The organism is Flavobacterium microcysteis, from assembly GCF_006385255.1.
Classification (GTDB): domain Bacteria; phylum Bacteroidota; class Bacteroidia; order Flavobacteriales; family Flavobacteriaceae; genus Flavobacterium; species Flavobacterium microcysteis.
In genome coordinates this window covers 456523-472523 of the sequence record NZ_VFJE01000055.1, presented here as the reverse complement: position 1 = coordinate 472523, position 16001 = coordinate 456523, and the positions used below count along the sequence as shown (strand labels likewise).

Annotated in this window: 16 protein-coding genes; 14 read left to right on the top strand and 2 right to left on the bottom strand. The window is 38.0% G+C overall.

Annotation, left to right across the window (positions count from 1 at the left end; all coding sequences use genetic code 11):
- The first annotated feature begins 234 nt into the window (after positions 1–234).
- Positions 235–1536, top strand: coding sequence for a cytochrome ubiquinol oxidase subunit I (locus FJA49_RS13455; RefSeq protein WP_140001433.1), 1302 nt, complete (start codon positions 235–237; stop codon positions 1534–1536).
- Between the two features lie 5 nt (positions 1537–1541).
- Positions 1542–2570 (top strand): cytochrome d ubiquinol oxidase subunit II, encoded by a 1029-nt coding sequence (locus tag FJA49_RS13450; protein WP_140001432.1) that lies wholly within the window; start codon positions 1542–1544, stop codon positions 2568–2570.
- Between the two features lie 79 nt (positions 2571–2649).
- Here FJA49_RS13450 and FJA49_RS13445 read toward each other — a convergent pair whose 3' ends face one another.
- Positions 2650–4287, bottom strand: coding sequence for an NADP-dependent glyceraldehyde-3-phosphate dehydrogenase (locus FJA49_RS13445; RefSeq protein ID WP_140001431.1), 1638 nt, complete (start codon positions 4285–4287; stop codon positions 2650–2652).
- A 229-nt stretch (positions 4288–4516) separates the two neighbouring features.
- Here FJA49_RS13445 and FJA49_RS13440 point away from each other — a divergent pair, with 229 nt between their 5' ends.
- The 12 genes from FJA49_RS13440 (at position 4517) to FJA49_RS13385 (ending at position 14939) form a co-directional block, all read left to right on the top strand.
- Positions 4517–5329: a helix-turn-helix transcriptional regulator gene (locus FJA49_RS13440; protein ID WP_140001430.1), complete on the top strand. Its 813-nt coding sequence runs from the start codon at positions 4517–4519 to the stop codon at positions 5327–5329.
- Between the two features lie 44 nt (positions 5330–5373).
- On the top strand, positions 5374–5670 hold the full coding sequence (locus FJA49_RS13435; protein ID WP_140001429.1) for a c-type cytochrome: 297 nt from the start codon (positions 5374–5376) through the stop codon (positions 5668–5670).
- An 11-nt stretch (positions 5671–5681) separates the two neighbouring features.
- Positions 5682–6206, top strand: coding sequence for an anthrone oxygenase family protein (locus tag FJA49_RS13430; protein WP_140001428.1), 525 nt, complete (start codon positions 5682–5684; stop codon positions 6204–6206).
- A gap of 13 nt (positions 6207–6219) precedes the next feature.
- Complete coding sequence (locus FJA49_RS13425; RefSeq protein ID WP_140001427.1) at positions 6220–7320, top strand: DNA alkylation repair protein; 1101 nt, start codon at positions 6220–6222, stop codon at positions 7318–7320.
- Positions 7321–7545: 225 nt separating this feature from the next.
- On the top strand, positions 7546–9063 hold the full coding sequence (locus FJA49_RS13420) for a hypothetical protein (protein WP_199758388.1): 1518 nt from the start codon (positions 7546–7548) through the stop codon (positions 9061–9063).
- Between the two features lie 16 nt (positions 9064–9079).
- Positions 9080–10894, top strand: a complete 1815-nt coding sequence (locus FJA49_RS13415; RefSeq protein ID WP_233590161.1) for a T9SS sorting signal type C domain-containing protein — start codon at positions 9080–9082, stop codon at positions 10892–10894.
- A 76-nt stretch (positions 10895–10970) separates the two neighbouring features.
- Entirely contained in the window at positions 10971–11621 is a 651-nt protein-coding gene (locus tag FJA49_RS13410; RefSeq protein ID WP_140001426.1) for a DUF6624 domain-containing protein, read from the top strand.
- 119 nt (positions 11622–11740) lie between these two features.
- Positions 11741–12694: a DUF6624 domain-containing protein gene (locus FJA49_RS13405; protein WP_140001425.1), complete on the top strand. Its 954-nt coding sequence runs from the start codon at positions 11741–11743 to the stop codon at positions 12692–12694.
- A gap of 12 nt (positions 12695–12706) precedes the next feature.
- Complete coding sequence (locus tag FJA49_RS13400) at positions 12707–13144, top strand: DUF1801 domain-containing protein (RefSeq protein ID WP_140001424.1); 438 nt, start codon at positions 12707–12709, stop codon at positions 13142–13144.
- Between the two features lie 6 nt (positions 13145–13150).
- Positions 13151–13630: a DUF1572 domain-containing protein gene (locus FJA49_RS13395; RefSeq protein WP_140001423.1), complete on the top strand. Its 480-nt coding sequence runs from the start codon at positions 13151–13153 to the stop codon at positions 13628–13630.
- A 71-nt stretch (positions 13631–13701) separates the two neighbouring features.
- A complete protein-coding gene (locus FJA49_RS13390; RefSeq protein ID WP_140001422.1) occupies positions 13702–14658 on the top strand; it encodes a serine hydrolase domain-containing protein in 957 nt (318 codons plus the stop codon).
- Between the two features lie 89 nt (positions 14659–14747).
- A complete protein-coding gene (locus tag FJA49_RS13385; protein ID WP_140001421.1) occupies positions 14748–14939 on the top strand; it encodes a hypothetical protein in 192 nt (63 codons plus the stop codon).
- A 45-nt stretch (positions 14940–14984) separates the two neighbouring features.
- Here FJA49_RS13385 and FJA49_RS13380 read toward each other — a convergent pair whose 3' ends face one another.
- Complete coding sequence (locus tag FJA49_RS13380; protein WP_140001420.1) at positions 14985–15887, bottom strand: magnesium transporter CorA family protein; 903 nt, start codon at positions 15885–15887, stop codon at positions 14985–14987.
- Positions 15888–16001 lie beyond the last annotated feature (114 nt).

Below are 16001 nucleotides of genomic sequence, written 5' to 3'. Positions count from 1 at the left end.
CTTAACCTAAAAACGCTAAAACCTTTCATAAAATTGGCTCTTTTATGATTTTTTTGATACGAACTGTTTTTTTCTCCCCTATTCTATTTCAAAGCTGTTTTTTTGTTAAAAATCCTATTTAATTCTGCTTACTTTTTTTTACATAAAATCTTTATTTTAAAGCAATTTAAGCTAGAAAAAACAAGGATTCTTGCCTTTTCTGAACTATCTTTGTTAGGCTAAATTGAAACTCTCATGGATAATTTAGATGCTGCTAGAATGCAGATGGCATTTACCCTTATTTTCCATATCGTCTTTGCTTGTATTGGAATGGTGATGCCCTTCTTTATGGTAATTTCACATTACAAATGGTTAAAGACAAGAAAGCCTGTCTTTCTTAAACTGACAAAATCCTGGCAAAAAGGTGTCGCTATTTTCTTTGTGACGGGTGCTGTTTCGGGCACAGCCTTATCTTTTGAGCTGGGATTATTATGGCCTGAATTCATGAAACATGCCGGCCCCATTATCGGGATGCCTTTTTCTCTCGAAGGAGCCGCCTTTTTTGTTGAAGCGTTAGCCTTAGGTTTTTATCTGTATGGATGGAACAAACTCCCTGAAAAATTTCATTGGCTGACAGGAATTATCGTTGGATTTTCCGGTGTTGCTTCAGGAATTTTAGTGGTTTCTGCTAACAGCTGGATGAATGCACCTTCCGGTTTTGACTATATAAATGGTGAATTCCTCAATATCGATCCGCTAAAAGCTTTTCTTAATCCGGCCTGGTTTACACAAGCATTACACATGACACTTGCTGCTTTTGTTGCCACATCTTTTGCGGTAGCAGGAATACACGCCTGGCAGATTTATAAAAACAGAAATAGGGAGCTTCACCTTGAAGCTTTTAAGATAGCCATTGTTTTTGGAGCTGTCGCAGCCTTGCTTCAGCCTTTGAGCGGCGACCTATCCGCCAAAGATATTGCCAAGAGACAACCTGTGAAACTGGCAGCCTTAGAAGCCCATTATGAAACCGAAAAAGGAGCACCACTGTATATTGGCGGAATTGTAGACGAAGAAAACCAAACCGTGAGTTATAAGATAGAAATCCCTAAAGCGCTTTCATTTTTATCTTTCGGAGATTTTAATGCAGAAGTAAAAGGATTGAACGATTTTCCAAAAGAAGATCATCCTCCGGTTGCTATCACCCATTATGCATTCCAGATTATGGTCGGTTTGGGAACACTGCTCATGTTTTCGGGTCTGCTTTATTTTATAAGCCTTAAAAAGAAAAAGTGGCAGTCTTCTAAAAAATACTGGTTGTATTTTGCTTGTCTGGCACCAGTAGGCTTTTTGGCACTGGAAGCTGGATGGATCGTTACGGAAGTAGGTAGACAGCCCTGGATAATCCATAATGTGATGCGTACAAAAGATGCCGTGACACCTATGCCTGGAATGATCTATAGCTTTTACCTGTATGTAATCCTATATGCTATCCTATCTGTTGCAGTGACCTGGCTGATGATACGCCAGATTAAAGTACTTAATAACTCTGAAAACTAAAGATTATGTTATACGTTGTCTTATTTTTTACATTGTTTTCGTTTTTCCTTTATGTTTTGTTGGGTGGAGCTGATTTCGGTGCCGGAATACTGGAATTGTTTTCGTCGAAAGACCATCAAGATTCCATCAAAAAAAGAGTGTATAGCGTCATGGGCCCGGTATGGGAAGCCAATCACATCTGGATTATCATCCTAATCGTAATCCTTTGGATTGCCTTTCCTGGGTTTTACAATATCATTATCATTTACCTTCACATTCCGCTGACCTTAATTTTATTAGGAATTACACTTCGTGGTGTTGCCTTTGTCTTCCGCCATTATGATGCCGTAAAAGACAAATCGCAGTTACTGTACGACCGTATGTTTGAATTTTCATGTCTCGTTACACCAATCTTCTTAGGCATGACGTATGGAGCCCTGATTAGCGGCAAAATCATTCTTCTTGAAAATCATCCCAATGCCGATTTTGCTTCGGTCTATATAAAACCCTGGCTGCAACCATTTCCTATCCTGACAGGTTTCTTTTTCAGCGCTTTATGCGTGTTCCTTTCTGCCACGTTCCTAATTGGAGAGGCTAAAGAATACGAAAGAAGAATGTATATCCGTAAAGCCGGAATAGCCACTTGGGTTGTTGTTATCTTGGGCTTTATAACGCTTGCTGTGGCTTATTTTGAAGAAAACAAATTTGTCCTCGATGTACTTAAAAATTATTATGCAGTTGGCGCAGTAGTACTATCCGCATTATTGATTGTTCCGTTATGGAAAAGCATCCGTAAAGGAAAAATCGTGTGGTGCCGATTTTTAGCAGGATTACAGGTTTTACTGATTCTTACTGCAGCAGTAGGAGCCCATTTTCCAAACCTTATCATTACAGAGTCAGGACAAATTAGTTTATTGGATAATATGGCACCTGAAAGCACCATAACCATTTTGGGCATTTCATTAATAATTGGTGGGTTGATAATCCTTCCAGGACTATTCCATTTACTGAAATCATTCAAGATGATCAAGATTCTTGAAAATGAAGAAAATTAAAAAGGCCCACCCCAAGGCAGACCTTTTCAACTATAGACTTTCGACTATCAACTATCCACTATCAACTATCCACTATAAGCTAAAAGATAAATTTAGTGCTTAGGAAATTAGATTTATCTGAATTCACAATCTCATTAATCAATTCCTTATTCGCGTCATTCATTTTAAATGCTACTAATGAACGGATCGAAAACGAACGAATGGCATCCGGAATAGACAAAGTACCTTCCGCACTGTCTTTTCTTCCTGTAAACGGAAAAATATCCGGTCCACGTTGCGACTGACTGTTGATATTGACACGGCTAACCTGATTGACCAACGGATCAATAAGCGAACCTACTTCAGAAGCATCCATACTAAAAATACTTACCTGCTGTCCGTATTGAGCATCTATCAGATACTGGATTACTTCTTCTACATCATCAAAAGGAACAACCGGAATAATAGGCCCGAATTGCTCTTCATGATAGAGTTTCATTTTTTCATTTACAGGATAAACTACAGCCGGATAGAAAAAAGAAGCTTTCGAAACACCTCCGTTTTCATTCACGACTTTAGCACCATGCTCTTCAGCATCCTTAATGCAATCATTTAAATAATCTATTTTATAAGGCTCAGGAAGTGGCGTCAAAGACACTCCATCTTCCCAAGGAAGTCCAAATTTCAAATTGCTTACAGCCTTGCTAAATTCGCTTAAAAACTGGTCGGCTACACTTCGATGTACCCATACAATTTTCAAAGCCGTACAGCGTTGTCCGTTGAATGATAGTGAACCTGTAATAGTTTCTTTAACAGCCAAGCCGATATCTGCTTTTGAAGTAATAATTGAAGCATTTTTTGCATCAAGACCTAACACTGCGCGAAGACGGTTTACTTTAGGATGTTGCTTTTTTAACTCATTAGCAACCTTACTGGAACCTATGAGTGTCAACACATTAATTTTTCCAGAGTGCATTAATCCAGGGATAATATCGCTTCCTCTACCATAAATCACATTGATAACGCCTTTTGGAAAACTTTCCTGAAAAGCTTCCTGTAAAGGATAGTGCAGCAAGGTTCCAAACTTAGGTGGTTTGAACAGAATAGTATTCCCCATAATCAGCGCAGGAATTAAAGTTGTAAAAGTTTCATTTAACGGATAATTAAATGGTCCCATACAAAGTACTACTCCAAGTGGAGAACGGCGAATTTGTGCCGCTATACCTTCTGCAATTTCAAAGCGTGAAGAATCCCTATCAAGGTTTTTCAGCGAGTCGATTGTCGCATAAATATATTCTACTGTTCTGTCAAATTCTTTTACTGAATCGGCATATGATTTTCCAATTTCCCACATAATCAGCCTGACAACCATTTCTTTTTTGGCTATCATCTTACCTGTAAACAACTCCACGTGATGTATTCTTTCTGATACGCTCATCGTCGGCCATTCCCCACGTCCATCATTATACGCTTCAACAGCAGCTTCAAGCGATGCCTGTGCTTCTTTTTCCGTTCCTACGGGATAACTACCTATTAGTTTGGGCTGTAGCCCATTGGCTGTTTTTGTATAGATTGGCGAATAAACTTCATGGACTTCTCCAGCCCATTTCTTCATTTCTCCGTTGCTCAGATATTCTTTTTGGTGGATTTCTTCAATTCGGAATTGTTCCGGAATAGCACTTTCTTCAATAAAAAGGCTCTCCAGAGATTCCTCAAAAGATCTTTTGTTATTATCCATAAATTCTAATTTTAAAGGAATTAATGATACTATTTTCTTTACGTAAATATACTCAGATTTCATGAGACGTAAGATTAACTCAGTATTATAATTTGCTATGATACTATAGCAATTCCCATTAGTGAGCAGTTCAATTTCTTTTTAAGTCGTTACAATTCACATTTTTATTTTATCTAAACACAATACACATTTAGTATATTTGTGTGAATCAATTAAGACGGAAGCAGCCATGAATTTTAATTCCATAGCTCCAACATTACAGCTATCGGCATTTGTAAAACATATCGAGGTAATCACCTCGGGCGATTCTTTACAGTCTGAAAGCTACTTGCGTTTTTTTGCCGATGGTTGTCCCGGTATTATATTCAGCCAATCTGACCGTGGCTTTTTCACAAATGCCTGTAATGAAAAGCTTTGTAGTTTTTACCTTTACGGACAGACAATAAAACCAATTAATCTTTTTTCTTTCGGACAATTCACTAAGATTATCTTTTACCTAAAGCCTCATGTACTAAATTCGCTTTTTAAGATTAATGCCAGCGAAATCACAGAAACCTGTTTGGACATTTCATTGTTGCAGCCAAAGGCAACTCCTATTTTGCTGGAAAAATTATCTGAAACAACTTCCATTGAAAGTCAAATCAGACTTATCTCAGATTTCCTTACTTCGATTGCATCAAAAGATAATCCTAACACAATCTTGCAACACGCCACAGAAGCAATCATCCGCTATAACGGCAAAGTCCTTTTAACTGATTTGCACAAAAAATTCGATATGTCGGAACGCACGTTCGAAAGAAAATTTGAAAACTCTATTGGTGTATCTCCCCGCCTCTTTGCAAGAGTTTGTCAATTTCGTTCTGCGTTAACACAACTTCATTCGTATGATTTCACCAAACTTTCTGACATTGCTTATGAAAATGGTTTTTCAGACCAGTCGCATTTCATACGCACTTTTAAGGAATTTACAGGTGTAACCCCGAAATTATACCTGTCAGAATTTGAAAATAATTTCGCCATACAACCTGTCGTGTCGGTTTGATTCTATTTTCTTTATGCGATTCTCAGCAACTTTGCTGAAAAAACATGAAAACACTCGCATACACCTGTCTCTTGATTCTGAGTACCTGTGTGACCAAAGCTCAAAACAATACCTCAGAAAATGGTAAAGCTATTTTTGAACATAAATGCCAGAGATGTCACGGAAGCGACGGTACAAAAGGACTATTTGGAGCAAAAAACCTTCAAATCAGCCGTCTGGAAAACACGGAACTGGTTTCAGTAATTTCTAAAGGCAGAAGAGGTATGCCTCGTTGGGAAAGAAAACTATCATCAACAGAAATAGAATCTGTTGCAACCTACATAAAATCATTACGAAAATAAAAACGAAAATCATGAAAAAAACGACTATGGCAGATCTTACCTTAATCATTTCGACTATGATGCTGGCCCTAATAGCAGGGTTATTTTACAGCTACTCCTGTTCCGTAAATCCGGGGTTAAATCAGTTAGGAGATTCCGAATATATTGCAGCAATGCAAGCCATTAACAAGGCCATCTTAAACCCTTTGTTCTTTTTGAGTTTTATGGGAACGCTATTATTTTTCCCTGTTAGCCTATTCTTTAATTTTACGGCTTGGGATTCACCAAAATTTCTGCTTTTACTTGCTGCTTTTATCCTATATGCCTGCGGTACTTTTGGCGTCACCATTTTCGGGAACGTGCCATTGAACGATACGCTCGCTGCATTTCCTTTAAAAAACGCATCAATAGAGGAAATTAGCCTTGCCCGTAAAAATTTCGAAATTCCCTGGAATAATCTCCATACTATCCGAACCATCGCTTCAGTAATTTCTTTACTTTTGGTAATCATAAGTCTTACGATACAATCAAAAACTACAGAATTAATTACACCATAAATAACCAACTTCCATGAGTGCCCTAAAAGACATTTATTCTCCTATTTTTTATGACAGGCTTGCCGATATTTTAGTAAAAACCGTTCCTGCTTTTGAAAAACAGCTCTTTATTGCTCAAATTTTCGACGATTCGTTTTCGCAAAAAGAACTTAAAGACCGTATGCGCCATACAACAAAAATAATGCGCAATTTTATGCCAGATGATTTTGGCAAGGCTTCTGATATTTTAGAAAAGACCATTCATCAGCTTCGTAAAAACCATCATGGAGAAGACAGCCTGGCTTACATATTTCTTCCGGATTATATCGAAACCTATGGACTGGATGATTATAATAATGCCGTAAAATCTATCGAATTTGTAACTCAATTTATAAGCTGTGAGTTTGCCGTAAGACCTTTTATTATTAAGTACGGCAACCAAATGATCCAACAAATGGAAAAGTGGTCGTTACACGAAAGTCATAAAGTACGAAGATTGGCCAGCGAAGGAAGCCGTCCGAGACTTCCATGGGCAATGGCTTTGCCGGAACTAAAAAAGAATCCGGAAGCCATATTGCCGCTTTTAGAAAATCTAAAAAATGATCCGTCAGAATATGTACGCCGTAGCGTAGCTAACAATCTTAATGATATTGCTAAAGATCATCCGCATATTGTACTGACTATAGCCCAAAAATGGAAAGGCCACAGCAAAGAAACCGATGCCATCATAAAACATGGTAGCCGCACATTACTCAAACAAGGACATCCTGAAATACTCAACCATTACGGACTGGACAGCAAAGGCCTTGAGATTTCCGGCTTTAGGATTATTACACCAAACGTAAAATTACCGGAAAGTCTTGAGTTTGAATTTTCCGTTGCAAACACTAATCCCGAATCCAAACACATTCGTCTGGAATATGCCGTATATTATAATAAAGCCAATGGTCAACTATCTAAGAAAGTATTCAAAATAAGTGAAAGAACCTACCTTTCAGGACAGAAAGAAATCATCAAAAGAAAGCAGCCGTTCAAACCTATCACGACACGTAAATTTTACCCTGGTCTTCATAAGCTTTCTCTCATTGTAAATGGTGTAGAAAATAGCCCCGAAGTATTCCATCTTTTTGACTAAAAGCAATCTTATTATAATTTTCCGAAAGGCCCTTAATGGGTCTTTTTTATTCATCTTATTTTTCGCATTAAAAGATTAAATATTTTATAAAAATCACTAAACGAGAATTCATCTTTTTATCAGCAAAACCAGCATATATAGCAATATTCATTTGTTAATTATTCATTTTGTAATAATTTTTCAATAATTTTTATTTAAATTTGAGATACCTACAAATCTATTGCTATGACCATAACTACTAAAACCATTCCGATGGTGCTTTTGCTATTGCTAAGCATGACCGGATATTCGCAAATTGGGATTGGAACTGTCTCGCCAGATCCAACTGCCGCACTTCATATCGAATCTACCACACAGGGATTCATAACTCCAAGAATGACAACAGCCCAAAGGACGGCAATTACAACTCCTGCTAATGGGATGATGGTGTATGATACTACATTAGGATCATTTTATTTCTATGACACTCCCAATACTACATGGGTAAAGATTAATAACGGTAAAGACGGCAGACTGAAATACAAACTCATCAGGTCTACAGATGTGTTGGCTACCGTACTCGCAGCTGAAAAAACAGCAGGTTCAAATACAAAATACCTACTGGATGCTACTACATTATATGAAATTAACGGAACAATTAATGTAGACCTGCCTATAGAATTAAATAATGCTTATATTGCAGGTGAAGATTCTTCAGAAGACAAACTTGTTAAGGCTTCTGGTGACCTCTTTACAGGAACAACAGGCGGTTCAATGCGTGTAGTGACACTGCAGGCAACCACAGGAAACGTATTTAATATTACCGGAACCGGATCCATCGGAGCTGGAACCCAAACTCAAAGTATGATTGTCAGAGATTGTATCATAAGCTCGTCTGCCAACGTAGGAAAATTAGAAAACTTTGCACTGGTGTTTGCCAGCATCGTACAATATATCAACAATACGACCGGAATCGTTTATAAAGATATCAGCCGTTTGCTGATTAGCAATGCCGGATGGTTTTCGAACAATTCCGGAACTTATGAAACCTTGCAGGGAACTTTCGGGTTAGTCGCAAAACAAGGCGGTTTTAGCGAGGTAACCGGAACAAAAATAGGACTTGACGTTTCTGCTAATCCAACCATTACAGGCGATGCTGTAATGGAAACCGTTGTCTTTACCGGAACACTGACAACCGGAAAATATATCAATCCTTATACGGTGGGAACTTATACCGGATTTAATTTCAATAATAGCTGGTCAGTGCGATGCACAGGTATTCCTAATGAAGGTGATTCGCAAGCAAGTGGAACCGTTTATCTCGACAGAACCGGAACAGCACAAAGCCAGACTCCTGTAGGAACATTGGCAACCAATGTAAAACTTACCATTGCAGCAGGATTGAGTTCTAATCTTTATAGAGCCACCTCTGCTCAAACCAATCGGATTACCTACTCCGGTAAAAAAGGCAGAGTGTTTCAGGTAACTTGTTCCCTATCTTTTGGAAATATTGTGGGAGTAACCAATACAGAATACGCCTTTTTTATCATGAGAATACCGGCTGCCGGAGGAACCGATCCACAAGTAGCCACAGAAACTATAATTGATACCAATGCAGGTTATATTCAGTCTTTTCCAGTACAAGGCTCTGTTTATCTCAATACGGGAGACTCTGTAGAATTATGGATCAGAAGACTTAATCAAGGTACTGGTACCACAGCGCAAACCTTTATGGTAAGATCATTCAATATGAGTGTCAAATAACCCAAATCCCAAAATCATGAAAAAGCTCCTATACCTACTACCCTTACTGTTATCATCGGCAGTACAGGCACAGCTCTATGTCAGTACAAACAGTTATATGTATGCCAAAGATCAGGTTTTGTATGTAAAACAAGACATTAATCTCCAGAACAACGGAAATATCTATCTGAGAAATGAGTCCCAACTGTTGCAAGGAACAACAACCGCTTCTACAAACAAAGGGCAAGGAAAAGTTTCTGTTTTCCAGGAAGGAACCTCAGATAATTTCGATTATAACTATTGGTGTTCTCCTGTAGGCAATGCTTCGGCCTCTACAGGAAATGAAAATTTTGGAATTACAATGATACACAGGCCAACAACTTCAACAGCAAGTACTCCGGCAACTATACTTCCATCAAGCAATTCTAACGGTACGGCCAATCCATTGGCTATATCTTCCCGATGGATTTATAAGTTTTTGTCTTCCATTTCCTATTCGCAATGGATATACGTTGGTGCCGCTTCTACCTTAGCTCCAGGAGAAGGATTTTCTATGAAAGGAACTTCGGGTAGCGATGCAATTATTGTCGAAGCCAATGGCATACAAAACAATCCCGGCGGAACTGGGGCACAACGTTATGATTTCAGAGGTAAACCTAACGATGGGACCATCCCGGTAACCGTTGCTGCTAACAACCTGACACTTACTGGAAATCCATATCCGTCTGCCCTAAATGTCAATGCATTTCTTCTTGATGCAACAAATAATGCTGCTACAGGAATTGCCTACTATTGGGAACAGGACAAAACCGTCAATTCACACAACGTTGGACTTTACAAAGGCGGCTATGGTGCCTATTCCCCTATTAGTCTTGGCTCAAATGGAATCTATGTACCCGCTACTTTTAACTCGTATAATTCTGATGGCTCACTAAATGGTGTAGGAACATCATCCGGTTTGGTTATCGAAAGAAAATACGCTCCCGTTGGGCAAGGCTTCATGATCAAAGGCGCTTCGAATGGTACGGTAAACCTAAAAAATTCGCACCGCTCGTATTATAAAGAAAGTGGCCCACTATCACAGTTTGAACGCCCGGACAAACCAAAACCTAAAAACCTTAGTCAAACAACAAACTCGACTGAAAGCGAAACAGTAATTACCGAAGCACAATTCAAACTCAACATCATCCTGAATAACGAATTTACCCGACAAATCGCTTTGGTATTCCTCCCTGAAGCCACAGATGGTGTCGATATGGGCATTGACGCCTTAAGCATCGCTCAGGACGATCTCCCAAATGACGCTTATTTCTTCTTGGACAACAACAAATATGTAATTCAAGGAACGAGTTTTGATATCGGCAAAAGAATTCCTGTAGGAGTAAAAGCAACCAATAATGCAACAATCAAATTTTATGTGCCAGAAGTGACAAGTTTTGATCCGGATCAAATGATTTATATGTATGATGCAGCAAACGATTCTTATCACGATATAAAAAACAGCAGTTATCAAGTAACCCTGCCAACAGGAATTTATAATGACCGCTTCTTCGTAACTTTCGTAAATGCTGTTTTAGGTGTAGGCGAAGTGACCAAGAGCAATTTTGGGATCACTCAAGATAACGCAGCACAAACTTTTACGCTACAAAATCCAAATCTGGCAGACATACGTTCAGTCACTTTGTTTGATATTACAGGAAAAAGCATTTTCAAGAAAAACAATCTGGGTGCTCACGACAAATATCCATTTTCAACCGGCGGCCTGAGTAAAGGCGTATATATTGTGGATCTTGTAACTTCCGACAATCAGAAGTTCAGCCAGAAAATAATCGTCAACAATCACAAAGAATAAGCCTTTTTTAAAGGCTTTTCTTTTTTTCAGACATTTTTCATAGCTTAGGGCTCAAGAAAATCATCATCAAAAAATCATGAAATTAAAATTATTAGCGGTCTTCTTCATCAGCTGCCCGCTTACCACATTTGGACAAAATGTCTACAAAGACATTACGGAACAGCTGTTGTCTATAGATGAATTAGACCAGAAATATCGGAACCAGATTGACGAAACAATCAGCCGTTTTGGAAACAATTCAAAGGAAGCAAAAGAGCTTTTCAAGAACATGAAAACTACTGATTCTCTAAACCTGATTCAGGTAGAGAAGATACTAAACAGACACGGATGGTTAGGGTCTGATAAGATTGGCAGCCAGGCCAACACTACACTGTTTATGGTCATCCAGCATTCTGATTTGCCAACGCAGATAAAATACCTTCCAATGATGAAAGCGGCTGTAAAACAAGGAAATGCAAAAGCGGGTTCGTTGGCATTGCTTGAAGATCGTGTTGCTTTAAAACAAGGAAAAAAACAGATTTATGGCAGTCAGGTCAGCTGGAATATGGAAACAGATGTAAGCTTTGTGGCACCACTTGAAGATCCTGACAATGTAGACAAACGTAGAGCCGAAGTAGGCCTTCCAAAGCTAGAAACATATCTGGCTGAAATCGGGCTAAAATGGGATGTCGAACAATACAAAAAAGAGCTGCCGGCTCTTGAATCGACTTTCTTTAAAAAGAAATAATCAACTACAATAACATACCAATCTCTGAATTAAATTACTTGCAAAAAGCTTTTCTTTTAGCAAGTCTATTTTTCATAACTTCGTTTATATCAAAAATTTACAACAAAACTCCCACACTAATGAAACTAAAGTTACTTACATTCTTTCTTATGGTCTGTTCGCTTGCATTTGGGCAAGATTACAAATCAACTATTGCCCAAGCGGAACAATTCTACAATGCCAAAGACTATGCAAAGTCAACAGCAAAATATAAGGAAGCCTTTAAAATCGAACAAAAAAACAGCAATGACTACTATAACGCAGGCTGTTCTGCTGCACTTTCAGGCAAAAAAGACCTGGCTTTTGAATGGCTGAATCTGGCTTACAAAAACGGCTGGACCAACTTACAGCATATGAAATCTGATACCGACCTGAAAACCCTTCATGGCAATAAAAATTGGGATAGCCTTATAGCAGCAATACAGCAAGAAATAGATAAAAAGGAAGTGGGAATAGATAAGCCGCTTCAGACAGAATTACTTGCTATTTACAATGACGACCAAACAATCCGCCAACACTATATGACCGCACTAAAAGAATTTGGCAACCAAAGCAAACAGGCTGACAGTATAGCTAAAATTATGGGACACAAAGACAGTATTAACCTAATTAAAGTAAAAGACATCCTTGACAAAAAAGGCTGGGTCGGGCCAAACAAAGTAGGCGCTCAGGCAAATATGACGTTGTTTCTTGTAATACAGCATTCCGATTTGGAAACACAGCAAAAATACCTACCTATGATGAGAGAAGCGGTCAAAGATAAAAATGCTCAGGCAAGTGCACTTGCCCTTTTAGAAGACAGGGTGGCTTTAGGGGAAGGTAAAAAACAGACTTACGGCAGCCAAGTCGGTTACGATAATAAAACACAAAAAAATTATGTACTGCCGCTTGAAGACCCTGACAATGTAGACAAACGAAGACAGGAAGTAGGCCTGGGTCCTATTGCTGAATATGTAAAGACCTGGAATATAGTCTGGAATGTAGAAGAATACAAAAAAATGTTGCTAGAAATTGAAAAACAGCAGAAAAAATAAATTAGGCATATCATGAATAACATTCCTGACATACATCCAGATTTTAGGATCTTGCTGGAACGAAAAGAGCAAGAACTAATTGATCTGTTCACAGACCTGAGAGCTTTTATTTTCGAACTCTATCCAGATAGCAATGAATTGCTCTATCATACCCATGCCCTAACCTCGGTATTTTCTGTTTCAGACAAATTATCCGATGCTTTCTGCATGATTCCGATTTATACCAATCATTTGAATTTAGGGTTCAACAAAGGAACCCTGCTTGAAGACACTGATAAATTACTCACTGGAACGGGAAACCTGATACGGCATATTCCGGTAAAAAACAAAACCGATTATAGAAATGAGAAAGTACAGAAATTGGTTCTATCTGCTGCCCAATTTGCGGTTAATGATATGGACAAGCCTTCAAAGGCAATCCGGCAAACCATTTCAAAAATTAAAAAATAACATCCTATGAAACCGACAGAACAAATAGCAAAACATTTTCGAGATATCCATTTTGGAGGAAATTGGACTTATTCCAATCTCAAAGACAACTTGAAAGATGTCACTTGGCAGCAAGCCACAACCAAGGTTTCATCGCTCAACACCATTGCTGCGTTGGTTTTCCATATGAATTATTATGTAAGTGCCGTACTGAAAGTATTGCGGGGAGGACCATTGGAAGCCAAAGACATATACAGCTTTGACCATCCGCCAATAGAATCCGAAGAAGACTGGAACAAGCTTTTAGAAAAAACATGGAATGATGCGGAAAATTTTGCAAAGCTCATTGAGCAATTTCCGGAAGAGAAGCTTTGGGAAACCTTTATAAATGATGATTATGGAAATTATTATAGAAACTTTCATGGAATTATTGAGCATAATCATTACCATCTTGGTCAAGTCGCAATTATAAAAAAATTAATCATGACCGAAAATAAACAAACATGAAGCACTACTTATCTCTTCTGATTCTCACTGTAGCTGTATTCATATCGTGTAATGATGCACCCTAAAACAACATTAAAGAAATAGCCAGCAACTATAACAAAAAAGGAGCTTTTAATGGAGCTCTTTTAGTTGCCAGAGACGGAAAGATTCTTTGTGATACCATTTTAGGTTATAGCGATTTCAAAACAAAACAGCCTTTAAACGACAGTACTGCTTTCTATATTGCTTCGCTTGCCAAGCCATTTACTGCTTTGGCTATCATGCAATTGAAAGAACAGAAGAAGTTAACGTATGACAACCCAATTTCGCTATATGTCACAAGTCTGCCAGCGTTTGCGCAAAAAATTACCGTACGCCAATTACTCAATCATACCTCTGGAATTCCTGATTATGAAAAAGAAATGGCTACTGTAAAAAATCTTACGAATTCCCAGGTCATGCAATGGCTTGCTACAAAAAACAAACTAAACTTTTCGCCTAGCGATAAATTTGAGTACAGTAATACCGGCTATATTATTTTAGCAACTATTATTGAAAAAATAAGTGGCAAATCGTATGCTGATTTTTGTAAAGAAGCTTTTTTCAAACCATTAGATTTAAAACGGACTATTGTCTATGATACTACCAAGCCTACAATTACAAATAGGGCTATCGGATACAACAAAAACAAAGAACTCGACGATTATTCTATTTTAACCACTGGCGACGGCAGTATTTTTTCAACCACAAAAGATTTGTTTGCATGGGAAGAAGCGCTTTACGGCCAAAAGCTGGTTAGCTCAAAAGAAATGGAAAATGCTTATAAAGCTCCTATTCTAAATGACGGAAGCATTTCAAATTATGGTTTTGGTTGGAATATAGAAGAAAAAGACGGTCACAAAATCGTGAGCCATACCGGCGGATTAAACGGCTATAGAGCCTGCATCTGGAGAAAACTTCATGACAAAACGGTTATTATTGTACTGACAAATCAAGGCGATGCTTTTCCGTTACAGGAATTTATGACAGCTATTGAAAAGGAACTTTAGACTGCATATTTCAATTACATAACCTTTTACACGAATGATATAACACGAAAATTTACCAAAGCCGCTAACTTTGGTAAAAATAGAGCGCCATGGAAAATCGTGAAAAAAAGCAAAAGGATGCAACTGGCGAGAAATACATTCATGTTTCAGAAATCCCAATCCAAAAGTTGGATAAAGATCCAGACTTTAAGGACGATAAAAATAACCAAGTAACTAATCCTAGCCTAAAAGAAGCAAAACAGCCGAAAGCAGAAAACAATGAAACCATGGGGATACCATAAACAAATTTGAGTTTAGTTAGGGGCGGAAGTATACTTCCGCCTTTTTTATAGCCATTTTTTTCTTCGGAACCAGATAAAAATAATAACCGATACGATTACCATAGCCAATAAGGCAATTGGATAACCTAATTTTTGATCCAATTCAGGCATAAACTTAAAATTCATCCCATAAATACCTGCAATAAAAGTCAACGGCATAAAAAAAACAGAAAAGATGGTAAGAATCTTCATCACATCGTTTGTTTTTCTGGCCGATAGTGACAAATAAATATTCAGCAAGTTGTTAGCATCATCCTGAACCTGTCCATATAGCGTGAGTAATTTTAAGTGAAGATCCCGAACATCCTGCAATGCAGGCATATCCTTTTCTTCTACTTTAACCGAATTAACAACCTCATTGGTAAGTACCAGCAGTTTTTTACACAGTCCCGCTTTTCTTTTCAGATAATACATCCCTTCAATCATATCAGCAGGAATATTCTTTTTCAGAAAAACTTTCGATTCATAATAATCAATCTCCTCCGAAAGTTTGATGGCAGGATGCTCATAAGAATGAAGCATTTCCCAAATAATTTTTATCGCCATTCCTCCTGTCGTTGTCAATTTTCCGTTTTCTATACAGGTTTCACGTATTCCCTGCATAATAGGCTGAGCTGCCCTATGGATTGTAATGATAAAATCGGAATTAAAAAAAACGGCTATCTTACTGCTCAATTCCCTGATGGTTTGCTCATGCTCATCGGAATGTTGCAAAATCCTGGCAATAAAAAAATGTGTTTTGTTATGCTCTTCATATTTGGGAAGGTGATCCGGATCCAAACTGTCAATCAGCGTATAGGGATTTAAATCATATATTTTGCTGACTTGTTCAAGCTCTTCTTTTGTTGGATTTGTGATATCAGTCCAGACGATAGCACTATCTGAAAATTTGCAGGTTTCTATAGCCATAGAATCATTCTTTACATTTCTATCAAATTTAAGGGAATATTCGCCAACATATTCTGAAAGAATAGCAAAATTTCTACAATTTCGATAGCAATATTTTAAGATTTCATTAACTTT